The 24,956-nt window shown below is 64.9% G+C and carries 16 protein-coding genes and 1 tRNA gene; 10 read left to right on the plus strand and 7 right to left on the minus strand.

Annotated elements, in window-relative coordinates:
- Positions 1-230: 230 nt before the first annotated feature.
- Genes ACIPPQ_RS03090 through ACIPPQ_RS03100 form a run of 3 tightly spaced genes read left to right on the plus strand, consistent with a single transcriptional unit; the run spans position 231 to position 6,827 of the window.
- Positions 231-3,572: a TonB-dependent receptor gene (locus ACIPPQ_RS03090; RefSeq protein ID WP_446542732.1), complete on the plus strand. Its 3,342-nt coding sequence runs from the start codon at positions 231-233 to the stop codon at positions 3,570-3,572.
- The gene (ggt, locus tag ACIPPQ_RS03095) at positions 3,572-5,356 is read left to right on the plus strand and encodes a gamma-glutamyltransferase (RefSeq protein WP_446542733.1); all 1,785 of its coding nucleotides are present in this window, start codon (positions 3,572-3,574) and stop codon (positions 5,354-5,356) included. Before ACIPPQ_RS03090 ends, ggt begins: the two co-directional genes overlap by 1 nt.
- 10 nt (positions 5,357-5,366) lie before the next feature.
- The gene (locus tag ACIPPQ_RS03100; protein WP_446542734.1) at positions 5,367-6,827 is read left to right on the plus strand and encodes an amidohydrolase; all 1,461 of its coding nucleotides are present in this window, start codon (positions 5,367-5,369) and stop codon (positions 6,825-6,827) included.
- Between the two features lie 307 nt (positions 6,828-7,134).
- On the opposite strand, the gene ACIPPQ_RS03105 is transcribed toward ACIPPQ_RS03100, so the two are convergent.
- From ACIPPQ_RS03105 to ACIPPQ_RS03130, 6 genes are all read right to left on the minus strand, one after another.
- Positions 7,135-7,584, minus strand: a complete 450-nt coding sequence (locus ACIPPQ_RS03105; RefSeq protein ID WP_446542735.1) for a hypothetical protein — start codon at positions 7,582-7,584, stop codon at positions 7,135-7,137.
- Between the two features lie 107 nt (positions 7,585-7,691).
- A complete protein-coding gene (locus tag ACIPPQ_RS03110; RefSeq protein WP_446542736.1) occupies positions 7,692-8,195 on the minus strand; it encodes a hypothetical protein in 504 nt (167 codons plus the stop codon).
- A 56-nt stretch (positions 8,196-8,251) separates the two neighbouring features.
- Complete coding sequence (locus ACIPPQ_RS03115; RefSeq protein WP_446542737.1) at positions 8,252-9,103, minus strand: hypothetical protein; 852 nt, start codon at positions 9,101-9,103, stop codon at positions 8,252-8,254.
- Positions 9,104-9,121: 18 nt separating this feature from the next.
- On the minus strand, positions 9,122-10,096 hold the full coding sequence (locus ACIPPQ_RS03120; protein WP_446542738.1) for a hypothetical protein: 975 nt from the start codon (positions 10,094-10,096) through the stop codon (positions 9,122-9,124).
- Positions 10,086-10,739 (minus strand): hypothetical protein, encoded by a 654-nt coding sequence (locus tag ACIPPQ_RS03125; protein WP_446542739.1) that lies wholly within the window; start codon positions 10,737-10,739, stop codon positions 10,086-10,088. The genes ACIPPQ_RS03120 and ACIPPQ_RS03125 overlap by 11 nt, the downstream gene beginning before the upstream one ends.
- A gap of 35 nt (positions 10,740-10,774) precedes the next feature.
- Positions 10,775-11,101: a hypothetical protein gene (locus tag ACIPPQ_RS03130; RefSeq protein ID WP_446542740.1), complete on the minus strand. Its 327-nt coding sequence runs from the start codon at positions 11,099-11,101 to the stop codon at positions 10,775-10,777.
- A 106-nt stretch (positions 11,102-11,207) separates the two neighbouring features.
- On the opposite strand from ACIPPQ_RS03130, the gene ACIPPQ_RS03135 reads away from it, so the two are divergent.
- Entirely contained in the window at positions 11,208-13,928 is a 2,721-nt protein-coding gene (locus ACIPPQ_RS03135; RefSeq protein ID WP_446542741.1) for a protein kinase domain-containing protein, read from the plus strand.
- A 301-nt stretch (positions 13,929-14,229) separates the two neighbouring features.
- Here the strand turns inward: ACIPPQ_RS03135 and ACIPPQ_RS03140 are convergent.
- Positions 14,230-14,316, minus strand: a tRNA-Leu gene (locus ACIPPQ_RS03140).
- A gap of 316 nt (positions 14,317-14,632) precedes the next feature.
- On the opposite strand from ACIPPQ_RS03140, the gene ACIPPQ_RS03145 reads away from it, so the two are divergent.
- The 6 genes from ACIPPQ_RS03145 to gspF all read left to right on the plus strand — a co-directional run bounded on the left by ACIPPQ_RS03145 (position 14,633) and on the right by gspF (position 24,934).
- Complete coding sequence (locus ACIPPQ_RS03145; RefSeq protein WP_446542742.1) at positions 14,633-16,204, plus strand: hypothetical protein; 1,572 nt, start codon at positions 14,633-14,635, stop codon at positions 16,202-16,204.
- Positions 16,205-16,285: 81 nt separating this feature from the next.
- Positions 16,286-18,976 (plus strand): TonB-dependent receptor domain-containing protein, encoded by a 2,691-nt coding sequence (locus ACIPPQ_RS03150; RefSeq protein ID WP_446542743.1) that lies wholly within the window; start codon positions 16,286-16,288, stop codon positions 18,974-18,976.
- A 163-nt stretch (positions 18,977-19,139) separates the two neighbouring features.
- The gene (locus ACIPPQ_RS03155; protein ID WP_446542744.1) at positions 19,140-20,021 is read left to right on the plus strand and encodes a type II secretion system protein N; all 882 of its coding nucleotides are present in this window, start codon (positions 19,140-19,142) and stop codon (positions 20,019-20,021) included.
- Positions 20,022-20,026: 5 nt separating this feature from the next.
- On the plus strand, positions 20,027-22,237 hold the full coding sequence (gene gspD / locus ACIPPQ_RS03160) for a type II secretion system secretin GspD (protein WP_446542745.1): 2,211 nt from the start codon (positions 20,027-20,029) through the stop codon (positions 22,235-22,237).
- Positions 22,234-23,727 carry a GspE/PulE family protein gene (locus ACIPPQ_RS03165; RefSeq protein ID WP_446542746.1) on the plus strand — a complete coding sequence of 498 codons (1,494 nt, stop codon included), beginning with the start codon at positions 22,234-22,236 and terminating at the stop codon, positions 23,725-23,727. The genes gspD and ACIPPQ_RS03165 overlap by 4 nt, the downstream gene beginning before the upstream one ends.
- A complete protein-coding gene (gene gspF, locus ACIPPQ_RS03170; protein ID WP_446542747.1) occupies positions 23,720-24,934 on the plus strand; it encodes a type II secretion system inner membrane protein GspF in 1,215 nt (404 codons plus the stop codon). The genes ACIPPQ_RS03165 and gspF overlap by 8 nt, the downstream gene beginning before the upstream one ends.
- Positions 24,935-24,956: the final 22 nt, after the last annotated feature.

Consider the following 24,956-nt stretch of genomic DNA (forward strand, 5'->3'; position numbering starts at 1 on the left):
ATCTCCCGTCCGGGAAGCCATTACCCCGTCATGACGTTCGATGAACGAAAAAACGAACTTGAAATCGCCACCGAAGAAAAAATTGAACAAAAATGTCATCTTCGGTTCGCATTTCGCAACGGGCGGCGTCTTAATCCCTGTGGCATCCCTTCCCGGTGAGGGGGGAGGGCGGCCTCGCTGACGGGCATGTCCAGGGGGATTTGCCTAACCGGAATATGGGGGCTCGAATTATGAGGGGACTATTGCTTGCCGGTCTGGCGACCTGCGCCATCGCGGCGCCGGCTTCGGCACAGGATGCGCGCTACCGGATGGACCTGCCGGCACAGCGGCTCGATAAATCCCTGTTCGCGGTGGCGCAGCAAACCGGCGTCCAGCTGATCTTCACCGATCCCGCGATCGCGAAAAGGAAGGCGCCCGCCGTCGCCGGCAACCTGACGGTTCCCCAGACATTGACGGCGCTGCTGGCCAATTCGGACTACACCTACCGTTTCTCCGCCGGCAACGTCGTTCGCATTATCGGCAAACGGTCGCTGCGCGAAAGGCCGGAACCGGCGTCTTTCGTCCAGACCGCGCCCGCGCAGGACGTGGCGGACCCCGGCGCCGCCGCAGAGCCGGTGGAAGCCGCGCCGCAGGATGAAATCGTCGTCACCGGCACGCAGATTCGCGGCAGCTCGATCACGGCGGCACTGCCGGTCACGGTCGTCGACGCACAGGCGATCGCCGCGACGGGTGCGGTTTCGGGCGACGAACTTTTCCGTTCGATCCCGCAGATGGGCGATGTGAGCTTCAACAGCGCCTATCTCCCGAACAGCTCGAATTCGGCACGTGGCGATGTCGGTTCGGTCAACCTGCGCGGCCTCGGTGTGGGCAACACGCTCGTCCTGCTCAACGGCCGCCGCGTCGTCGCACACCCGACGAGCCGCGCCGACGACAATCTCGTGCCGGTCCTGACCTATAACACCAACGCGATCCCGATCTTCGGACTCGAACGGCTCGAAGTGCTGCGCGACGGCGCGGCGGCCATTTACGGTTCCGACGCAGTCGCAGGCGTGGTCAACACGGTCCTGCGGAAAGATTATCAGGGCGTCACTGGCGAAGCACAGGTGGGCTGGGCCGAAGACACCAGCCTGCAAGAGGTCAATCTCAGCCTGCTCGCCGGGACCCGGCTCGGCAACCGGGGCAATATCGCGCTGTTCGTCAGCCACGACCGGCGCAGCGCGCTGCAGGCCAAGGATCAGGATTATACGGCTTCGGCCGATTTGCGGCCGCTGTTCGAGGGAACCGCCTATGCGGGCAACACGTCGGTCGACGGGCGCAGCACGATTACCCCGTGGGGATCGTTCCAGACGCGCGGCAATTTCGTGGTGCGTCAGGGGGCGACCGCGCTCACCAACGCATCGGGTCAGTTCCATATCCAGCCCGTCACGAATGCGGGGTGCCAGACCGCGATCGGCAACGGCATTTGCATCGACGACGGGACCAACGCGGCTGCTGGCGACCGGAACCTGCGTTTCGACGCCCCGCTCGCGTTCAACACGAGCGTGATGCCGAAGATCACCCGGACCAACATCTTCCTGAACGGCAATTACGAGCTGACCGAGGGGCTCGAATTCTTCGGCGAGGCCGGATATTATCGCGCGAATTCGGAGAGCTGGCAGAGCTCGACCGGGACGCTTGCGTCGGGCCCGCTCGTCATTCCCGCGAGCAACTATTATAATCCTTTCGGCGCCGTCACGCTCCCGAACGGGCAGCCCAATCCCAATCGCCTCCCGGGGATCAATGCGCCCGCGCAGGGGCTTGCGGTCACGCTGAGCAGCTATAATTTTGCGGATCTCGGCGCCAATCTCGTCAAGGTAAAGAACGAACAATTCCGGTTGCTTGGCGGCTTCCGCTTCGAACTGGGCGGTTTCGATGTCGAGACGGCGGCGCTCTATTCGGAAGCAACGGTCCTCGACCGGTCCGACGGGATCAGCCAGACGCTGCTCCAGCGCCAGCTCGCGCTGTCCACCACCGACGCGTACAACCCCTTCAACGGTGGCAGCCTCGGCAGCCCGTCGGGGTTCGATCTGACACCCAGCAATGCCGCGGCGCTCGATGCCATCCGGATCACGACCGACCGGCGCAGCAAATCGACGCTGACTCTTGCGGATATCAAGGTGAGCAAGCGCGACCTTCTCGCCTTGCCGGCCGGCGACGTCGGGATCGCTTTCGGCGCCGAAGTCCGCAAGGAAACGCAGCGCGACGATCGCGATGACCGCGTCGACGGCACGATCACCTTCACCGACGCCGTTTCCGGCTTCGTCAATCCCAGTGACCTTGTCGGTTCCAGCCCGTCGCCCGACACCCGCGGCCGGCGCACGGTCTTTGCAGCCTATGGCGAACTCGCGATCCCGCTGATTTCGCCCGAGATGAATGTCCCGCTCGTCCACCGCTTCGACCTTCAGGTCGCCGGGCGGTTCGAAAATTACAGCGACGCGGGTTCGGTCGCGAAGCCCAAGGTCGCGGCGGCGTGGGATATCGTCGACGGCCTGCGCCTGCGTGGCTCCTATGCGCAAGGTTTCAAGGCGCCTAATCTCGAACAGGTGAATGCGACGGTGGTAACCCGGTCGAACACGCGCACCGACTTCGTGCGCTGCGAGGCGCGGCTTCGGAAGGGCGAGATCGCCAATTTCACTCAATGCGCCGACGCCTTCGCGACGAGCGCCCAGCGCTCGGGGAATCCGGATCTGAAGCCCGAAACCTCGCGGGCATGGTCGGCGGGCATCGTCGTCGAGCCGCGATTCCTCGAACCGACGCTCGGCCGGATCGTCCTCACCGCCGACTATTGGAACATCCGCCAGAAGGGGATCGTCGGCCTGTTCGGTGAAGGCAATGCGCTTATCAACGACTATCTGCAGCGCGTTCAGGGCAGCACCGACGCGAACGTCATCCGCGCCGCTCCGACGGCCGACGACATCGCGCTCTTTACCGGATCGGGACTCGATCCCGCGGGCCGCGTGCTGTTCGTGACCGACCAGTATCGCAACCTCCTGCCGCAGGAGGTCGCGGGCCTTGATCTCGGGCTCAACTGGCGCCTGCCCGAAACGTCGATCGGGCGCTTCACGCTCAATCTCAACGCCGCCTATCTCGACAAATTCTTCCTGCAACCCTCGCCGCAGGTTCAGGCGCTGCTCGACGCGCGGGCAGCCGGAACGATCAACGCCGGTACCAATATCGCCGAACAGGGCGACCTTGTCCGTCGCAATGGTAAACCACGGTGGAAGGCGTCAGGATCGCTTACCTGGAACTATGACCGGTTCCAGATCGGCGCCTACACGCAATATACGGGCGACGTCGAGGACACGGGGCTCGTCGATGCGACCGGCGTGCGGTGGCTGATCGACGACCAGCTGACCTTCAACCTCTATGGCCAGATCGAGGTCGGCGACGAAGCGTCGGGCAAATATCGTATCCGGATCGGCGCGCGCAATCTGACGAACAAGGCGCCACCGCTGTCTTCGTCGGGTTATCTCGGCAGCCTCTACAATCCCTATGCCCGTTACTGGTACGCCAATGTGAAGGTGTCCTTCTGATGCGGTCAGCTCGGGTGGCGCGGGGCATCGCTGGGCTGGTCGGAAGCGCGCTTCTGATCTTGCCCCCCGTCGTTTCGTCGGCGCAGGAAGCGGCGCCCGAAACGGCGGCGGCTACCCAGCCCGGCGCCGCCCGCGGCCCCAGCGGCGGCGATATCGTCGGTTACGATCAGATCCACCACCCCGAGATCGGCCGCGGCGGGATGGTCGTGAGCCAGAATGAAATCGCGACGCGGGTCGGGACAGAGATATTGCGCAAGGGCGGCAATGCGGTCGACGCGGCGGTGGCGGTCGGGTTCGCGCTTGCGGTTACCCTGCCGCGCGCGGGCAACGTCGGCGGTGGCGGTTATATGGTCGTGCACATGGCAGCCCAGGGGGATCGCCCCGCACAAACCATCGCGATCGATTATTACGGGCAGGCGGCACGGGCGACGACGCCCGACCTGCTTCTCGACGATAAGGGCAAGTTCGACAGTCGCAAAGGCATGTCGATGAAGGGTGTCGCGATTCCGGGGACGGTTGCCGGCCTTTGGGAAGCGCATCGGCGGTTCGGGAAACTCAAATGGGCGTCGCTCGTCGAACCCGCGATCGCGCTTGCGGCGAAGGGCGTCGTCCTGAGCGACGACGAGGCGCAGGCAACCGCGGCGCGCAAGGAGGTGATGAGTCGGAATGCCGCCGCGATGGCTGCCTATTTCAAGCCGGACGGCGCGCCTTACGAAGCGGGCGTGCTCTTCCGGCAGCCCGACCTCGCATGGACGCTGCGCCAGATCGCGCGGCACGGGACCGACGGTTTTTACCGCGGGCCGGTTGCCGAGCGGATCGCCGCGAGCATGAAGGCGGGCGGGGGGATCATCGGCCTTCAGGATCTCGCGGACTATCGCGCGATCGTGTCCGAACCGGTGTGGTCGGATTATCGTGGCTACCGGATCGCCTTCATGCCGCCGACCTCGTCGGGGGTCAGCGTCGCCGAGGCCATGAACATCCTCGAGAATTTCCCGGTCGGCGATCTCAAATGGGGCAGCGCCGCTGGCTTGCACCTGCTGGCCGAAACGTTGAAAATCTCGGCATCGGACCGACGGCTCGTCGGGGGCGGCCCCGACTGGCGGACGCCGGTCGCGGGACTCGTCAGCAAGGCCTATGCCGCCGAGCGGGCGAAGTTGATCCGCCCCGATGCTGTCCTCACCGCGAAGACATTGCCTGACGGGAATCCCTACCCCTTCGAAAGCGCGGACACGACGCATTATTCGGTCGCCGATACGGAGGGTAACGCCGTTGCCAACACCTATACGCTCTCGGCTTCCTATGGCGCGCATGTCGTCGCCGACGGAACCGGCGTGCTGCTCAACAATTCGCTCGGTAACCTCGCTTGGGGCGAGCGCGCGAAAGAGGGGAGCGCGACCTTGCCGGTGCCCGGCAAACGCGTCGGGTCGACGATTACGCCGCTGATCGTGTTTCGCGACGGCCGGCCGTGGATCGTCACCGGGACGCCGGGCGGAGGCTATATCGTCGCAACGATGGTGCAGATGCTGTCGAACGTGATCGACCACAAGCTCAACATCGCCGAGGCGGCGCAGCGGCCCCGCGTCAATCAGGGCGGCGGCGACGCGCCGCTGGAGCTCGAGAGCGGCTTTTCGCCCGATCTGGCGGATCTGCTCGGCGCGAAGGGGCACAAGGTGAAACCCTCGAACACGATGGGGAGCACCCAGTCGATCATGGTCGAGGGAGACCGGTTTCTGGGCGCGGCGGACACGCGGCGCCCCGATGCGCTCGCCGCCGGCGTGCGTTGATCCAGGGAGAATGACATTGAAGCTTCGCCTGCTTGTGGCCACTGCGGCGGCCGCCTTTCCGGTCGCCGCGCTCGCGGCCCCCGCCGACAATGATCAAGCGGCTTTGTCGCAATCGGTGGACAAGCGCGAAGCATCGCTTTCCCGCCTCGCCCGCTCGATATGGGAGTATTCCGAAGTCGGATATCAGGAGACGAAGAGCTCGGCGCTGCTCGCCGACGAGCTGCAAAAGGCGGGCTTTTCGGTGCAGCGCGGCGTCGCCGGTATGCCGACGGCCTTTACGGCGTCGTTCAAGCGGGGCGAAGGGCCTGTGATCGCCATTCTGGCCGAATATGACGCGCTTCCGGGACTCGCGCAGGACGCGAAGCCCGAGCGCTCGCCTGTCGCTGGCAGGATCGCGGGCCATGCCTGCGGCCACAATCTGTTCGGCGCCGCGTCGGTGACGGCCGCGATCGCGGTCAAGGAATGGATGGCGGCCAATAATATCGCGGGCGAAGTGCGGGTTTTCGGGTCGCCGGCGGAGGAAGGCGGATCGGGCAAGGTCTATCTGGTGCGCGCCGGCCTGTTCGACGACGTCGCGGCGACCCTGCACTGGCACCCGGGGGACGAGAATGGCGTCAGCGTGGGCGCGAGCCAGGCGAATATCAGCGGCAAGTTCCGGTTTCGCGGGGTCGCCTCGCACGCCTCGGCGGCGCCCGACAAGGGGCGTTCGGCGCTCGACGGGGTCGAGGTCATGAATGTCGCGACCAACTATCTGCGCGAACATGTGCCGATCGGAACGCGCATCCATTATGTCGTGACGAACGGCGGACAGGCGCCCAACGTCGTCCCCGATTTCGCCGAATCCTATTATTATGTCCGCAGTTCGGATGTGGACGTGGTGCGGTCCGTCTGGGGGCGCGTGACGAAGGCGGCCGAAGGTGCCGCCATGGCAACCGATACGAAGGTCGATGTAGAAATCACCGGCGGCGTCTACGCGATGCTCGGAAACGAAGCGCTGGCCGCGGTCATGCATCGCAGCCTCGTGACGGTGGGCGGTCCGCGCTGGACCGCCGAGGATCGCGCCTGGGCGGAACGGATACAGCCGACATTGCCGACACAGCGCGCGCTCGACAGCATTTCCGAAACCGGCACCGTAACCGCCGAAACGGGCGGGGGGTCGACCGACGTCGCCGACGTCAGCTGGGCGAGTCCGACCGTCGGCTTGCGCGTCGCCACGTGGGTCCCCGGGACGCCCGCGCATAGCTGGCAGGCGGTTGCCGCGAGCGGGGCGTCGATAGGCGAACGGGGTGCCTTGGTCGCGGCCAAGACGCTCGCGCTCACGGCAGCCGACCTGTTTCGAAGTCCCGAGATGCTGGCGACCGCCCGCGCCGAGTTCGACCGGAAACGCGGTGACGGCTTCCGGTATCAGGCGCTGGTGGGCGATCGTGCCCCGCCACTCGACTATCGCAAGGCGTCGGAAGGCAGCCGCTAGGATTGGGCGGAATGGCGATTGCCGATGGGAAGCGGCCTTCCTGTTGGACGGGGTGAGTCGACGATGGCAAACGACCGCTTTCGCGGCGGCTTTGCCAAGCGCTGCCAATCCGCAAACGGCCAGTTCAGCGGTCGACCATGCGGGGGCACGTATTGCGGTGGCGGTAATCGGCGCCGATCATCTGGTCCTGGTGGAGCCAAAGTGCCCGGGCATTGCAATCGACATGGATCAGAAAAATCAGGCATGGAAATCTATGGACATTTGGGCTGCGCGCAGAATCTGTTCGCCTGCTGATGATGACAGACTGTCACCCCTCGAATATCTCACGAATGGCGCGGGGTATTTGCGAGGTCGGGCAGTGGGTATATCGGGTGGTGGAACTGCCCATGCTGTCGTTCGATGTCGCGGTAAAGCTGGTGCGACTGTTGACGATAATATCCGTCCTGGAGGGAACCTCGATTGGGTCGCCATTGCCATATGATGCCCGTCCGTGCAGGCGATAGCGGTGGCCGCCCAAAGTCTCGTAACGCTTGACCGCAAGTTCTCCGAGGTAATCGATTTTCTCGTCAAGATATGTGAACGGTATATCGTCGGGGAGGCCGTTGGGATCGGCTTCGCGGATCGCCTGCGCCCAGCTTATGTCGACCGCCCAATACCCCTTCTCGATGGGCAGAGAGGTGACTGTGCCCGGCGCCTGCACGCCTGCGCTGGGCCGCGGGATTGCCGCGGCTGCCATTCTCGGCTGTTCGGCGCGCACGGCCGCCTGCACCCGCGACGAAAGCTGGGTGAAGCTGCATTTCCTGTAATTGCTTTCCCCCAATGATTCGATGCCGAGATGAATAAACTGTCCCGGACCTGTCGCTTTCAGCGCCAGAGAGGGAGGCCCTTGCGCTCGCCTTCGGCATCCCAGACGAGCGTGAAGCCGCGCGACGCGCGGGCGAGTTCGGCATCAAGCGACTTGCGCGCGGGACCGACGCGGGAAATCCTGACGGCGTTGTTTGTCCAGTGGCCGGACTCGTCCATTCCGACCTCTCCGGCATTTGCCCCGTCATAGAAAAATACGTCCGTTGCGCCCGCACAGGCATTTGCAGGGACGGGACCATCGTCGTCGATGGACATGTAGAAGCCCTCCGGCGTTTTATAGCCAGCGATGTAGAGACCTTGCTCGATTGGCAAGGCCGCCTGCGACGCCACGGAGGGCGCGGCTTGCGCCGCCTGCGCCAGCGCAAAACCCTTCGTCGTGCCGCTTGTTACCGGAGCGGCATTGGCACGGTCACTCGCGGATGATTCAGAGCCGCAAGCCGTCACCATGCAGGCTGCGACGCCGATGAGAGCGGCGAGCGCTGTTTTGGAAGGAACAAAAGCCATGGTCAAAACTCCATTCTCTGCTCGGCCGCCTGTGCAGCGAGCCACGCCATGTCTGTTCAAAAATCCGGCCGGTTGCGATTTGAGCGCGCGCTGTCCCCCTCGCCGCGCTTCTCGCGCAGCAACTGGTTAGTCCGATACTGCGCGTCGTGACCCGCCTTGAAATCCACCGCGCGGATGGAGAGTGAATAGACTAATCCCCGTGTATGGCCGATGTCGGCGCGAACGGCGTAGGCGCAATTCCCCTGCCGCGCGCGCAGGAAGGGTTGCGGATCGACCGGAGCCGCATTGGAATTGACGTGAAGCGTGAGGCCGGTCTCGACCGAGGCCTTACCCATCGCCAGATAGCAGGTTTGATGGGTCTCGCGAGTCCAGCGGACAGGCCGGCCCTCTGCGTCCCACAGCCACCATAGCTGGCCGTGATTTCCGGCATTGGCCCTGCGGGCTTCAAGGCCTTGCGTACGCACGGGCTCACCAAAGCGTTTCCGCAGTTCGGCGAGCACATCGGGCAAGATCGGTGCCGAGGCACTGACATTGAACCAGTCGCCAAAGCTCTGGTCCGAACCCGCCGACCAGATTCGGTGTTCATTAGGCGGCGCGGTGAAAGCGAAGCTGAACGCCTCGGTGCGGTCGGCCAGCCTCCGGAATCCCCAGCTGGTCGAGAAGAACTCGGTGCCCTGCAGATTCTCGATATTGACGCGGTAGCGGCAGATCCGCGCCGCCTGGCAATGGTCGGTGAAGCCGCCAAAGCCGCGCTGCCCCACCATCCGTTCGACATCGGCGGCCGTCCCGCCGAGGGGAACGCCAAAGACCGCAAGAGACGGCCCCGCACTGTTTTGCGCCGATACCGGCAGGGCCAGTGCCGCAAAACCGAGAAGGGCGCCGCGCGCGGCGTGCGACATAAAAGACATGGCTGTTTGCCCCCTAACCTAGTGCGCCTGTGCCGAGGCGCGCACCTCGCTCGCCGGACACCACCGCATCGTCTCGACGCCGGTATTGGGATCGCCAACGCTGATCTTGTCCGCTGCCTGCACGTGCAGGGTTTCACCCGTCACGGCATCCACGACCCAGTCCGCGCCGCGGCGCCGCGCACTTGCGACGGGCTCCATGCGGTTTGCCGCGAAGGGCGACAGGTCGATCCAGCCCGCGCGGCGGCCGTCGTAGTAGAAGATCATATCGCTCGTTGTGCCGCAGGCGGCTCCAACGGGCACATAGTGGCCGGGGCGGATATTGAAGGGCGCAATCGGGGCCGGAATGGACGCCGACGCGCCAGCGCTGTCGGCAGCGGCTATTCCGCCCGCCAGTTGTGGACGTTCGGCGCGGATCGCCGCCTGCATCCGGGGTGAAAGCTGCGCGAAGGTGCATTTCTGAAATGTCTCTTCAGAAAACATATCCCCTTTGGGTCCGCTACTAGCCGCGATGCTCCTGATCCGGCCATTCCCTTCCGCTTTTATCCCCAGAATATCCTCTTCGGCCTCTGCATTCTCCGTAGTCCAGACAAGGGTGTATCCACGGTAGTAGTCGTAAAAAGCGCTTCCCCGTGCTGGCGGACCCACGCGAGCGATGCGATTGATCTCAAAATATGCGGTGTCGTTCCAGCCCGGCTCGACCGGGGAGACATAACCGTAATTTGTCCCGTCATAGAAGAAGGCTCTCCTAGCGCGAGCGCAGCTTCCCCGTTCGACATCGCCGTAAATAGCGTGTTCGACGGGTAATGTCATAACGGCTGGCGCGGCCTGCGGCGTGGCTGTGGGCTGCGCCGACACGGCGGCGCTCATCGCCGCGTTGCCCTGCGCCGCGTTGGACGCAGCGGTGGATTCCGATCCGCAGGCGGTCAAGGATGCGACGGCGAGGGTCAGGGCGATGGAGCGGCCAATGCCGTTGCTGCTCTGATTATGCTGCACGGGTCGGATCCTTCTCTTTTTGCAGTGTCGATTGGGCGGCGTTTTCGACTTCAAGGCGCACCTGTCGGTAGAGGGTCAGCCAGCGAAACGCTTCCCACGCCACCACGCCGCCGCCGATCAGAAACGCGACGGGCATGATCCCTCCGGTCACACTGCCCGAAACCGAGAGTGCAATGACCGCGAGGATAAGGAGAGCCGCGCCGGCGCTAATGGCGTAGAGCTTGATGCGGTTGCTAAGAATCCAGTTCACGCGTGCAGGGAACATCTGGTGATTGCGGGTTGTGTGATTGACCAAGGCCATGGGATGGCCCCGTCCCGTGCTTTTGGGGCCGGCGCAGACAACGGACACGCGGTGGCCCTCACGAATGCCGAATTGGACATCGGGAAACTCGACGTCGAATTCATCGCCGTCGTCCTTGCGCGCGAACAGGCGCTGATGGTGGGTCGAGGATGACGACACCGAGGTCCGGGTCGTCGGTGCTGCTATAAATCCAGACCCCTGATGCAGATACCCGCCGCCGCCATGCGTCGTGGTTTCCGATGACAGGTGGGTGGATGTGCGGCCTTGCTGGCCGACCACCGTTCCGGTCATCGTGAATATATCGAGTTCCGCAAAGCTGCGGATTTTTCCAACTGTCGCCATATGAGCCTCGCTTTCTCTCGTCACCCAGACATTGTTCATCCCTGCGGACAGAACACGCCTTCGCGATGATTGAAGAAGCACCCGGTGCCTTGGTTGAGCCGAAAATCCATCGAGCCGACGTTGGGATGGCGCATCTCAAAGGAGAGAATGCGGCCCTCGGAATCGCGTACGGCGGTATAGACCCATTCGAGGTCGCCCCGATTGCCAAGATATTTGACATGGTCGTCGGACACGAACTGGAGCTGCCATTCTGGCTTTTCGGTATGAACATAGGTCGCCTGCTTGCTGCCACACGCGCTCAGTGCGATCATCGTGCTCAGCGCGAGCGCGGAGATTGCCACCCGGTTTGCCGTCTTGGTCATCTGTTTTCCCCCTGACTGGTTCGGTCGAGGCGAGCCTAGAAAGGTCGGTGCATCAAAGTCTTGATGGCATTCTCAAGAATTTCTAAAACCGTCACGGGGGAACGACATGCAGGGCAGCACTTCATCGCGGCGGCGTAGACGCCTTTGGACCTTCGCGGGCGCTGAGTTCGACGAAGCGAGTTGGGCGCTGCGCGTCGATGGGCACGTTGTCGCGCTCGAAGGCAAGCCGCTCGAGGTGCTTCACGAGCTTTTGCTGCGCGCAGGCGAGGTCGTCACAAAGGACGAAATCCTCGATGCGGTCTGGCCGGACCTCAATGTGGTGGAAGGCTCGCTGCCGACCGCCATCTCCAAGCTGCGAAAGGTGCTCGGCGGACGGCAGGACAATATCATCGAGACCGTGCCGCGCGTCGGCTATCGGCTGACTTGCACCGTCAAGATCGCAAGCGTTGAATCCCCACTCGCTCCGCGCTTTACCTTCGCGGTTGGCGACGCCGTGCCGGGGCGCAAGCAATGGCGGTTGGCAGAGCCGCTCGGCGATACGGGCGCGGAGGATGTCTGGCTGGCCAGCCACGACAAGACGAGCGAGCGCCGCGTCTTCAAGTTCGCCGACGCACCCGATCGCCTGCGCGCGCTCAAGCGCGAGGCGGCACTGTCGCGCGTGGTGTTCGCGGGGCTCGGGGCCTCCGCGCCGCTGCCCGCGCTGCTGGAATGGAATTTCGACGCCTCGCCCTATTTCCTCGAATATGCCTATGGCGGGCGCGATCTGATCGGCTGGGCGGACGATGCGGGCGGACTGTTATCCATTCCGCTGGAACAACGATTGGCCGTTGCGGCAGACATCTGCCGCGCCGTTGCTGACGTTCACGGCCTTGGTGTGCTGCACAAAGATTTGAAGCCCGCCAATATCCTCATTGCCGATGGCAATGGTGGTGTGGTGATTCGGCTGGCCGATTTTGGCAGTGGACGCCTGCTCGATGATACGGTGCTGGGCAGTTTCCACATCACTGATCCCGGATCGCTCGATGCTGATCTTGGCAAGGACGAACCGCGCTCGGGCACGCTGGCGTATCGTGCGCCCGAGCTGACCGGCGATGCCATGCCGACCGTCAAAAGCGACATTTATGCGCTTGGCCTGATCCTCTATCAGCTTACCGTGGGCGACTTCATGGCGACGCTGGGGCCCGGCTGGGAGCATCGTATTGCCGATCCGCTGCTGCGCGACGACATCTGTCACGCCGCGGAGGTCGCGCCCGAGCGCAGACTCGACAGCGCCGCCGATCTGGCTCACCGCCTGCACCATCTCGATGAACGTCGGCAGGCTGCCGCCAGCGACGCTGAGCGCGCCGCCTTTTTTGCGGAACAGCAGCGGCTGGAAGAGCGTCGGCGCATGCGCCGTCCGTGGATGCGCTTCGCTGCCGCCAGTCTCGTGCTCGGCCTGATCGCCAGCTCGGCCTTTGCCGTTTATGCATGGACGCAGCGAAATCGGGCGGTGGCCGCGCAGCAATTGGCAGACACGGGCTACAGCTTCATCGCCGAAGACGTGCTGGCCAGTCCCGACCCTGCGCGCTCGGCCGCCGATGAAACCGTGATCGACGCCATCAAGCGTGCCAGTCGCAACATCGATCAACGGTTCGCTGGTTCGCCGCAAGTCGCGGCGCGATTGCATCTGGCGGTGGCACGGGCCTTTCACGGGCGGTCGGATTTCGACACCGCTCGCGCGGAATATGTCCGCGCCGGGCAATTGTTCGCGCAGGCTAATGAGACGGGCAGCGACGATGCCGTCATCGGGCGGCTGGGGCGTATCCATATGGAAGCGACCTCCGGCCAGCCCGAGCGTCTTGAAGAAGCGGGACGCCTGTTGGAACAGGAACGCCAGCGCTTGGGGAATCGCGGCAACAGCGGGCGGGTTGGTTTTGCACTGGCACAGGCCGAGGGGGCCTATGGTTATATGGCCGATATCGAGTTGGCCGAGCGCGCGTTTCGCCGCGCTTTCGCTATCGGCGAAACCGTCGGCTCGGGCGTGCCGCCCACCCAGCTTCTCAAGGCGAAGTCGTCGCTGGTTCTCGTCCTGATGCGTCTTGGCCGCGCACAGGACGCTGAACCCATCGCCCGCGCTATCGTGGCGGAATCCCGGCGCCTGCGCGGTGCCGATCATCCCGACACGCTGGTCACGCGCCAGCACTGGGTGACCAGTCTGTCAATGTCAGGCCGGGACGAGGAAGCGCTGCGCGCGAGTGATCCGCTGCTGGCGGCAATGCGCGCGCGATTTGGCGACAATCACCGCTTTACACTGGCGCTTCATTCAACGCGGTTTGAGAGTTTTGCTGCGCTTGGCCGCTACGATGACGCCGCCCGTGAAGCCGAGCGGGTCTGGCAAGGCGCGGCGGCGCTGGCAGGTCCGCAATCGCATCAAGCGCTCGGCGGGCAGAACGACTATGCCGTCGCACTGTGCCAGACGGCTCAGCGCGGGCGTGGCCTCACCGTTGCGCAAGATGCGCTCGCTTCGGTGCGGCAAGCCTTCGGCGCGGATTATCCGCTCACGCATGTTATTCGCTTCTACACGGCGGAATGCATGATCGCCAACCGCCGCCATGCCGAGGCAGGCGCGCTGCTCGATGGCCTCGACCGGCAGAAGGCCGCTGATCTCACCGGACGACCGGAGTTCGGCGCGGGGGTCGATCTCGCCTTGGCCGAAATCGCGTTGGCGCGTGGCGATCGTCCGACGTCGATGCGCGCATTTACAGCCGCCGATAAAGCGCTGCATGCCACAAAAGATGCGACCACTCGCAGCCGCCTGGCTGTGCTGCGCCGCGCGTTGGTAATTTGATGGCGGACTGAACCATCAGGGTGGCCTTTTGCCGCGAAGCATGAGCCGTTCGCTTGGCCGCCAATGGCGGCTTCTCTGACTTTCCGCCCAAAAGAAGACCGGCAGCTATCGGCCAGTAGCAGTCGATAGCTTTGTAATCCGCAATTCTTTCCGGACAGAAAAATCCAGAGATTTAAACGATCTAGACAAGGGGGCAGCGTTTGTACGTCCGCCTAATCCTGCAAAAGGTGGACTTAAAGGTGGACCGCGAACGCGTGGTTTTTCCCTAAGTGCCTGAATTTACGCCATAATATGGCTATGATGGTGCGGTCGAGAAGACTCGAACTTCCACGGCCTTTCGGCCACAACGACCTCAACGTTGCGCGTCTACCAGTTCCGCCACGACCGCACATCATGATGGTCCGGACGGTCCGGCACCAGGTAGGAGCGGGCGCCTAGCAAAGCTTTCCGGGCGATGCAAGCGAGCTTCGCCGGATTTATTTTCATTGGCGCAAACAAGCGGGCCAGCCGATGCCGCCGATGTCATCGAACCGACTCGAAAGAGTCACTCAATTGTCATGGCTCTGGCGTCAGACCGTCATCGAATCACCCTAGTGGCGGCGTCACCGGGGGCGAGCCAGCATATCTCATCTCGTTCGCGGCGTGTTTTTCATCAGGGGCGCTGCTCGACCGATCGGGGGCGCACACCGGGAACGGAGATTTTCATGGCGGCTTTCGCACGCATTCGTTTGGTCATGCTCAGCGGCGTGGCCTGTTCCATCCTTGCGGCGTGCGGTGCCGATGGCGTCGCGTCGCCGGGCGAAGGCGTGATCGTCATCCCGACGCCGACCCCCACCCCGACGCCGACTCCCACGCCCACCCCGACCCCGCCGGCAACCGTGACCCCCGCCGCCAACTGCCCGAGCATCGCCGGCCCCGACCAGCTTGCGAACCTCGGCACCATTACCGGCCCCGGCGGCGAATGGCGCAATTGCGGTTTTCCGACGCGTTTCACGGCGACGACCGCGATCCCGAAGGTCGCCGGCGTCATCTATTCGCTTCCCGGCCGCGTCGACGTCGGCACCGACCAGGGAGCGGCGAGCACGAACAATGTCGTCACGCTGACGATCGATCCGGGCGTCACCATCTTTGGCGCGACGGGCGTGTCCTTCCTGACCGTCAACCGCGGCAACCGCATCGACGCCGTCGGCACCCCGACCCAGCCGATCATCTTCACCGGCCGCGGCAACGTCGTGGGCTCCGCCGGTGACCAGACCTCGCAGCTGTGGGGCGGTGTTGTTCTGCTCGGCCGTGCGCCGGTCACCGATTGCGATGCGCCGGCCGCAACGCCGGGCACGGTGGCGTGCGAACGCGATACCGAAGGCACCTCGGGTGCGAAATATGGCGGCGCCCAGCCGGCCGACAATTCGGGCCGCATGTCCTATGTCCAGATCCGCTACTCGGGCTTCATCCTCAGCGCCGACAAGGAACTGCAGGGGCTGACGCCGTCGGGCGTCGGTTCGGGCACGCAGCTCGACCATATCCAGATCCACAACAGCTCGGACGACGGCATCGAAGTGTTCGGCGGCCGGGTGAACATGAAGCATCTGGTGATCACGGGCGCCGAAGACGACAGCCTCGACACCGACGTCGGTTATCAGGGCAACATCCAGTACGTCATCGGCGTACAGCGTGCGGACGGTCTGGTCGGCGACTCGATGATGGAAATCGACTCGAACGGCAACGAAGACACCAGCCCGCGCCAGCGTGTCGCGATTTCGAACTTCACCTATATCCATCGCAACAATGCGGCGGGTAACGGGGTGTCGATCCTCGTCCGCGGCGGCGCAGACTATACGTTCGCCAACGGCCTGATCGTGGCTCCGGGCTTCCGTTGCCTCGGCCTCAACAGCGCGACGACGACGCAGGCGGCGAACCCCGCGCTCGACGAAGCCGGCCCGCCGGTCTTCCAGTCGGTGTCGATGCAGTGCAACGCCTCGCCGTTCCGCGGGACCAGCGGCGTCACCGATGCGCAGGTTCAGGCGATCTTCGAAGGCGGCACGAACAACCGTTCGAACTATGTGCCTTCGCTCACCAGCCTGTTCATCAATGGTGCGACCGAAACCGGCTTCACGCCCTTCAATGCGAAGACGCTGAACGCCTTCTTCGACACCACTGCCTATGTCGGCGCCGTCCGCGACGCCAACGACACCTGGTACCAGGGCTGGACCTGCAACTCGACCACCGCCAACTTCGGCACGTCGAGCAAGAGCTGCAGCGCCATTCCGACGACCTGATCGCTCGCGATCCATTGGGGAGCGGGCACGCCGACCGGGCTGGCCCGCTCCCTTCCTGCATATTCCTTGGGGACTTTCACCATGACCAAGCGGCCGATCTTCGCCAGCCTGCTTCTTCTCAGTTCCGCGCTCGTCGCGCCCGCGGCGCTCGCGCAGGATGCCGGCACCGAACCCGCGACCGACGCGTCCGCGCCGGCCGACGAACCGGCCGCGCCCGCGGATGAAGAGGCCGACGTCTCGATCCCCGGCGGCGCCGATCAGGAAATCGTCGTCACCGGCCGCTTTACCCCGAACGTCGTCCGCGCGACGCCCGAAGTCGTCTCGGTCCTGTCATCGGCCGATATCGCGCGCACCGGCGAAGGCGACATCTCGGGCTCGCTCCAGCGCGTCACCGGCCTTTCGGTTGTCGGTGGCGGTTTCGTCTATGTCCGCGGCCTTGGCGATCGCTACTCGCTCGCGTTGCTCAACGGTTCGCCGCTGCCGAGCCCCGAGCCGCTGAAGCGCGTCGTTCCGCTCGATATCTTCCCCTCGAACGTCATCGATTCGACCCTCGTCCAGAAGAGCTATTCGGCGAACTTTCCCGGCGAATTCGGCGGCGGCGTGATCAATCTCACGACCAAGGCGATCCCGCGCGAGCCTTTCCTGACGCTCAGCGGCGGCATCGGATGGGATAGCGAAACGACGAACGAACTCGGCTACACCTATTATGGCAGCGACACCGACTGGACGGGCTTCGACGACGGGACGCGCGATGTGCCGCCGTTGCTGAAGGCCGCGTTCGCGAGCGGCAAGCCGATTCTGGAAGGGGCCGACTTCACGAAGGCCGACCTCAAGGCGATCCAGATGGAGTTGGTGAACGCCGAAACGACGCTGCTGCAACAGAATAATCATATCCCGGTCAACTGGTCGGCCGGCATCACCGGCGGCACGACGATCCCGTTCGCGAACGGCGAACTCGGTATCATCGCGACCGCGGGGATCAGCAACAAGTGGCGCACGCGCGACACGCTGCAGCAGACCTCGGTGGAACAGGATCTGTCGGGCGATCCGCAGACCAGCTACAACCGCGTCGTGACCGACAATCGCGTCGTGGTGAACGGTCTGCTCGGTTTCGGTCTCGAAATCGGCGAGCACAAGCTGCGCTGGACCAACCTCTATATCCGCGACACGTTGAAGCAGGCGCGCCTCGCGGTCGGCACCGACGCGAACCAGGTCGGCCGCGACATCATGAAGCAGGACACCGCCTGGTACGAGCGGCAGCTGATCAACACGCAGTTCGTCGGCGAATTCCATTTCGACCGGCTGAAGCTCGACCTGCGCGGCGCCTATGCCAATTCGCAGCGCGAAGCGCCCTATGAGCGCGGCTTTACCTATGTCCGCACCAACCTGCCGACGACGCAGGATCCCACGGGCGACAAATTCGTGAACGACCTTGGCGGCAACCGCGGCGACGCGACAATCGCCTTCTCGGATCTCAACGAGGATCTGTGGTCGGGCGGTGTCGACCTGTCGTACGAGCTCGCCTCGCGTATTACGGCGACGGTCGGCTATGCCTACAGCGACACGAAGCGGACGTCGGTTCGCCGCGCGTTCCAGTTCCGCGCATCGGGCCTGCCTGTCGCGGTGACGCAGCTGCGTCCCGACTATCTGCTCTCCGACGCGACGATCCAGCTCTATGATATCGGGCTGATCGAAACCTCGGCGCAGGACGGCACCGCGGCGTTCGACGCGGGACTCAGGACACACGCGGGCTATGCACAGGTCCAGGCCGAACTGGCGTCGGGAATCAACATCAACGCCGGCGTCCGTTACGAGGAAGGCAAGCAGACCGTCGTTCCCGTCGACCTTTTCGGAACGGGCGGCAGCTCGATCGTCTCGACGAACCTCGACAATAATTACTGGCTTCCCGCAGTGACGCTGACCTGGGAAGTTGCGCCCGATATGCAGGTGCGCCTCAACGGGTCGAAGACGATCGCGCGCCCGCAATTCCGCGAACTGGTCGCACAAATCTATCAGGACCCCGAGTCGAACCGCCTGTTCCGCGGCAACCCGTCGCTCAGCGACAGCGAATTGTGGAATGCCGAACTGCGGTACGAATGGTATTTTGCCAAGGATCAGCGGTTTACCGCCGCCGGTTTCTACAAATCGATCGACAAGCCGATCGAGGCCTATACCTCGATCTCGGATTCGTCGATCAACACCAGCTATGCCAACGCGCCGAAGGCGACGCTCTATGGCGTCGAGCTGGAAGCGCAGAAATATTTCGCGCTCGACACGCTGTCGGACTCGCCCTTCTGGGCCAGCCGCCGCCTCGTGCTGATCGGGAATTACACCTTCACCAAGTCGGACATCAAAGTCGGTGCGGGCGACACCACCGTCATCAACGGCGTGGTGCAGGACGCGAGCAATTATTTCTTCGAGGGTTCGCCGCTCACGGGGCAGTCGGACCATCTGGTCAACGTCCAGATCGGGCTCGAAGATCAGGACAAGCTGTCGCAGCAGACCCTGCTCATTACCTATGCCAGCCCGCGCGTCACCAGCCGTGGTCCGTCGGGACAGCCCGACCTGCTCGAAAAACCCGGCATCCAGCTCGACTTCGTCGCGCGTCAGGGGCTGACCCTGCTCAACAAGGAAATCGAGCTGAAGTTCGAGGCGCGCAACCTGACCGGACGCAAATATCAGGAAGTCCAGACGTCGGGCGACAACAGGATCTATTTCAACCGCTACAAGCTGGGCCGCACCTTCTCGCTTAGCGCGTCGCTCAAATTCTGAGGCCTATATCCTCCCCGCCGCGGCGGGGAGGGTCGTTTCGGGCCGTCGCTGCGGACTCGCCCGGCCGTCAAAAAACTGTAATCTTCCGGTCAACTGATTGTCACCGTTCGCCCCTAGGCGATTCGCGAGACCGATTTTTCAGTTGGGGGACAGGGAAGACTTCATGGCGACGCTGATGTCCGGATCGGCCGTTCGGCTGCCGCGTGCGCTGCCCTCCTGGCTGCGCGCAGGGCGCCGGGGCCCGCGCGAAATATGGCCGGCGCTGCTCGTCGGCCTGCTCGGTGCGCTGCTGGTCTGGCAATGCGTCCGTTTGTTCTGGGTATTGCTCACGCCGCTGTCGCCGCTCGGCGCATGGCAGCCGCAGGCGGCGGTCATCGCTTCGCCCGCCGAACGGCGTGCGCTCTTCGCCAGCCTCGATCCCTTTTTCCGCGGCAATGCGCAGGGGCCGGCGTCGGCGACCGTCACTTCGGCTGGCCTGACCCTCTTCGGCATCAACCTCAACGAGGCGACCGGGGGCGGCTCGGCGATTATCGCGGGCGAGGACGGGATACAGAACAGCTACGCGGTCGGTGATGAGATCGCCCCGGGGCTGAAGCTCGCCGGGGTCGCCTTCGATCATGTGCTGCTCGACCGCGGCGGCGCGCGCGAAAGCCTGTTCCTCGACCAGAGCGGTGCGGCGCCCGTCGCCAATCCGGCAATCCCGCTGCCCGCGCCGACCCCCGAAATCGGGTCGGCCCAGGCTGGCGCAAGCGCGAGCGGCGAAATGACCCCCGCCGCGATCAAGGCGGGCGTCGGCTTCGCGCCGCGGACCGAAGACGGCCGCGTCACCGGCATCGTCGTCCAGCCGCAAGGCGACGGCGCGGCGTTTCGTGCGGCGGGCTTGCGTCCCGGCGACGTCATCCGTTCGGTCGGCGGCCGCCCGATCGGATCGGCAAGCGACGCCGCCGCGCTCGCCAACCAGCTGACCCCGGGCGCGCGTATCGCGCTCGAAGTCGAACGCGGCGCCAGCGTCGTCCCCGTCGCCCTTTTCCTTTCGAAGCAATAGGTTTTATGCGTCTCAAACTGTCCCTGATGCTCGCCGCCGCACTGATTTCCTCGACGCCCGGCCCTGCATTCGCCCAATATACGCTGAACGTCCGCGACGCCGATATCCGCGCCTTCATCCAGGATGCGGCGCGGATCACCGGGCGCACCTTCGTCATCGACGGCCGCGTCAACGGCAAGGTGTCGGTCGTCACCGATCGGCCGCTGTCGCGCAGCGAATATTTCGAGATTTTCCTCGCGACGCTGCGCTCGAACGGCCTCGTCGCGGTGCCGGGGCCGAACGGCAGCTATCGCGTCCAGCCGATTGACGGCGCCGCGGCGCAGCCGGGCCGCATCGGCAGCGGCGGCGCTGCGCAGAACCAGTTCGTGACCGAAATCATCCGCCTCCGGCACATCGACGCGGTCGCGGCGGTCGAAACGCTGCGCCCGCTCGTCAGCGCGCAGGGCTCGCTGACCGCGAACCGCAATGCCAACAGCCTCGTCGTCGCCGACTTCGCCGACAATATCCGCCGCATCCGCGCGCTCGCGTCGAGCATCGACCGCGACAGCTCGACCAGCCAGATCGTCACGCTGAAGAACGCCGGCGCGCGCGAGATCGCCGCCGCGCTCACCGCGCTTGTCCCCGCGGCGGGCGAGGGCGCCCGCGCCCCGCTCGCGATCGTGCCGATCGACAGCAGCAACGCGATTGCGCTGCGCGGCGATCAGGCGATGGTCGCGCGTTTCGTGTCGATGGCGAACGACCTCGACGCCAAGGCGGCGGGCGGCACCGAACTGCGCGTCTACTGGCTCGAACATGCGAACGCCGAAACGCTGCTCCCGACGCTGCAGCAACTGATCGGCGGCGGCAGCGATCCGGCGCAGAAGGCGGGTCTGCCGCCCGCATCCACCTCATCCTTGTCGTCGTCCAGCGGCGCGCCGATGGGGGCGGCCGCTGCGCCAGCCGCGCCGGCATCGGTCGGCGGCGGCGGAAGCGGTAGCATCTCGACTCGCGGACCTGCCATCGTCACCCGCTATGAGGGCGCCAACGCGATCATCGTCGCGGCGAACAGCGAAGTGCAGCGGATGCTCGGTGAACTGATCCGCCAGCTCGACAGCCGGCGCCAGCAGGTGCTCGTCGAGGCGATCGTCGTCGAGATCGGCGACGATGCGGCGAAGCGCCTCGGTGTCCAGTTCCTGCTCGGCGGCAAGAATATCCCGTTCGTTGCGACGAGCTACAGCAATGCCTCGCCGAACATTCTGACGCTCGGAGGCGCCTATGCCGCGAACCGGCTGTCGCAGGAAACGACGACGGTCAACGGCAACACGACGGTCACGCAAACGAACAGCTCGCTCGGTAACAGCCTGCAGGAAGCCGCCGCGGCGTCGCTCCTCACCGCAACGGGCGGCTTTGCGGGTTTCGCGGGCGACATCGGCAAGAACACGATCTTCGGCGCGATCATCAACGCGGTGAAGTCGGACACCACATCGAACCTGCTCGCGACCCCGCATATCGTGACGCTCGACAATCAGGCCGCGAAATTCCTCGTCGGTCAGGACGTGCCGATCACGACCGGCGAAAAGCTGGGCGACAATTTCGAAAATGCCTTCCGCACCGTTCAGCGCGAAGAGGTCGGCATCAAGCTGGAAGTGACCCCGCAGGTCAATGGCGCCGGCGAGGTGAAGATGTTCCTGCGGCAGGAGGTGTCGAGCGTTGCGGGCCCGGTCTCGTCGCGCAACAGCGACCTCATCCTCAACAAGCGCGCGTTCGAAACGGTGCTCACCGTCGACGATGGCGAGATCCTCGCGATCGGCGGGCTGCTCAACGACGACGAGCGCAAGACGATCGAGCGTATCCCGCTCCTCAGCGACATTCCCTTGCTCGGCGAATTGTTCAAATCGCGCAGCCGGACGCGGTCGAAGACCAATTTGATGGTCTTCATCCGCCCGACGATCCTGCGCAATCGCGAAGACAATGCCGCGCTGACCGCGCGTCGCTACGGTTATGTCCGCGACTTCCAGCTCCAGCGCAATCCGGGCGAGGAGCCCGCGATCGATACGCTGGTGCGCGACTATCTGGGCGCCGTGCCGCCGGTGCCGAGCGCGGCGACCTCCGCCGATATCACCGTCGGTCCGGTCAACCTGCCCGAACTGCGCGGTCCCGACGGCAGCGTCATTTCGACCGACGTTCCGCCCTCGATTTCGCAGGCGCCTGCCCCTCCCGCCGGAGATTATCCGTGACCGACATCGAACCGGCGGCGCCTCCCCCGGCGCCGGTTGATATTCCTTACGGCTTTGCCCGTGCGCATGGCGTCGTCATCGCTCCCGGCGGAAACGGCGTCTGGCTCGCGACCCTGCGCGAGGGTAGCGACCCCGCGGTGCTGATCGAGGTCAAGCGCTACCTTGCGCAGCCGCTGCGCGTCGCGACCGCCGACGCCGCCGATTTCGACCGCCTGCTGTCTGACCATTATGCCGTCGACAGTTCGGCCGCCGCGATGGCGGGCTCGCTCGACGGCAGCGACATCGATTTCAGCCTGCCGAGCGCCGAGGACCTGCTCGACAGCGCCGACGACGCGCCCGCGATCCGCCTGATCAACGCGATCATCGCCGAAGCGGTGCGGCAGGGCGTCAGCGACATCCATATCGAACCCTATGAAAGCGGGCTCGTCGTGCGGATGCGCACCGACGGCGTGCTGCGCGAACATCTGCGCATGCCGCCGCACGTCGCACCCGTCGTCGTCAGCCGCATCAAGGTGATGGCGCGCCTTGATATCGCCGAGCGCCGCGTGCCGCAGGACGGCCGCATCGGACTGACGCTCGCGGGCAAGGCCGTCGACGTCCGCGTTTCGACCTTGCCGAGCCGCGCGGGCGAGCGCGTCGTGATGCGTATCCTCGACAAGGATGCGGCGGGGATCGACTTCGACGTCCTCGGCCTGTCGGGCGCCGCCGACCAGATTTTGCGCGAGGCGCTTGCCGAACCCAATGGCATCATCCTCGTCACCGGGCCGACCGGGTCGGGCAAGACGACGACGCTTTACGCCGCGCTCAAGCAACTCAACGACGGCCAGCGCAACATCCTGACCGTCGAGGACCCGGTCGAATATGCGGTCGAGGGCGTCGGACAGACGCAGGTGAACAGCAAGGTCGGGCTCGACTTCGCCGCGGGCCTCCGCGCGATCCTGCGTCAGGATCCCGACGTCGTGATGGTCGGCGAAATCCGCGACCGCGAAACCGCCGATATCGCGGTGCAGGCGTCGCTGACGGGCCACCTCGTCCTCTCGACTGTCCACACCAACGACGCGGTAGGCGCGATCACGCGCCTCAAGGATCTGAAGGTCGAACCCTTCCTGCTCGCCTCGACGCTTCGCGCGGTGCTCGCGCAACGGCTTGTGCGCAAGCTGTGCGACCATTGCCGCGAGCCGGTGCAGGCCGATAACAGCATCGCCGCGATGCTCGGGCTCGACATCGGCACCGTGATCTGGCGGCCCAAGGGCTGCGATCACTGCGGCCAAAGCGGGTTCCGCGGGCGCATCGGTGTGTTCGAGGCGATCAAGGTCGACGAGACCGTGCGCCGCTATATCTATAATGGCGGCGACGAGGCGATGATCGCGAAACACGCCTTCCTGAAATCGCCGACGCTTGCGTCGGCGGCGCGGACGATGGTCGCAAAGGGGCTGACGACCGCCGAGGAGGCGATCCGCATCGCGCGGCGCGAGGATGTCGATGCCTGATTATCGCTATGTGGCGATCGACAGCCAGGGCCGCGAGCGCAAGGGGCGACTGACCGCCGCGAACGACGATGCCGCGCGCGCCGACCTGATCCGCCGCAAATTCCATATCGTCGCGGTCGAGGCAGCGGGGGCAAAGCCCGCTGGCCGCTCGCTGTTTGCGTTCCGCCGTAACAGATTGTCGAGCAAGGACCTCGCGCTCTTCACGCGCCAGCTCGCGACGCTTGCCGAGGTCGCGCCGCTCGAAGAGGCGCTGCGCACGCTGACGCGCCAGAGCGAGGCCGAGAGCGCACGGGCGGTCATCGGCGACGTCCACGCCGGGCTGCTCGAAGGCCGCCGCCTTGCCGACGCGATGGCGCGCCAGCCGGGCAGCTTCCCGCCGCTCTATCGCGCGATGGTCGCGGCGGGCGAAACGACGGGCAGTTTGACGGTGATCCTTGCCCGCCTCGCCGACCTGCTCGAGCGGCAGGCCGAGGTGCGCGGCAAGCTGATCGCCGCGCTCGCTTATCCGATCGTGCTCGCGGTCGTTGCGATCGGGGTCGTCGCCGCGCTGATGATCTTCGTCGTCCCGCGCGTCGTCGAACAATTCACCGACGTCGGGCAGCAACTTCCTTTCCTGACCCGCGCGGTGATCGCGATTTCCGGCTTCGCCGCGAACTGGTGGTGGCTGATCGCGCTGTTGGTCGCTGCCGCGAGCTTCGGCTGGGTGAGTGCGATGCGCCGCCCCGCGTTCAAGGCGCGCGTCGATGCGCGGCTGCTGCGCCTGCCGCTCTTCGGCCGCCTGCTCCGTGATCTCTATGCGGCGCGCTTTGCGCGTACCCTGTCGACGATGGTGTCGAGCCGCCTGCCGCTCGTCGAGGGGCTGCGCCTGACGCTCCCGACGATCCGCAATGCGGCGCTCGCGGGTGCGACCGCGGCGATCGTCGATCAGGTGCGCGCGGGCGGCAGCCTGTCGGCGGCCCTCCGCGACGCCGGGGTCTTTCCGCCGCTTCTCGTCTATATGACCGCCAGCGGCGAAAGCGCCGGACGGCTCGAGCAGATGCTCGAACGCGCGGCCGATTATCTCGAACGCGAATTCGACCGCTTTACGGCCGCGTCGATGGCGCTTCTCGAACCTGTCATAATTGTCGTTATGGGGTCGTGCGTAGCCCTTATCATCCTCGCCATCCTGCTTCCGATCCTTCAGTTGCAGAACCTAGCCGGACTATGAAAATGTCGCTGATGCAGCTATT

Source organism: Sphingopyxis sp. LARHCG72, from assembly GCF_052871675.1.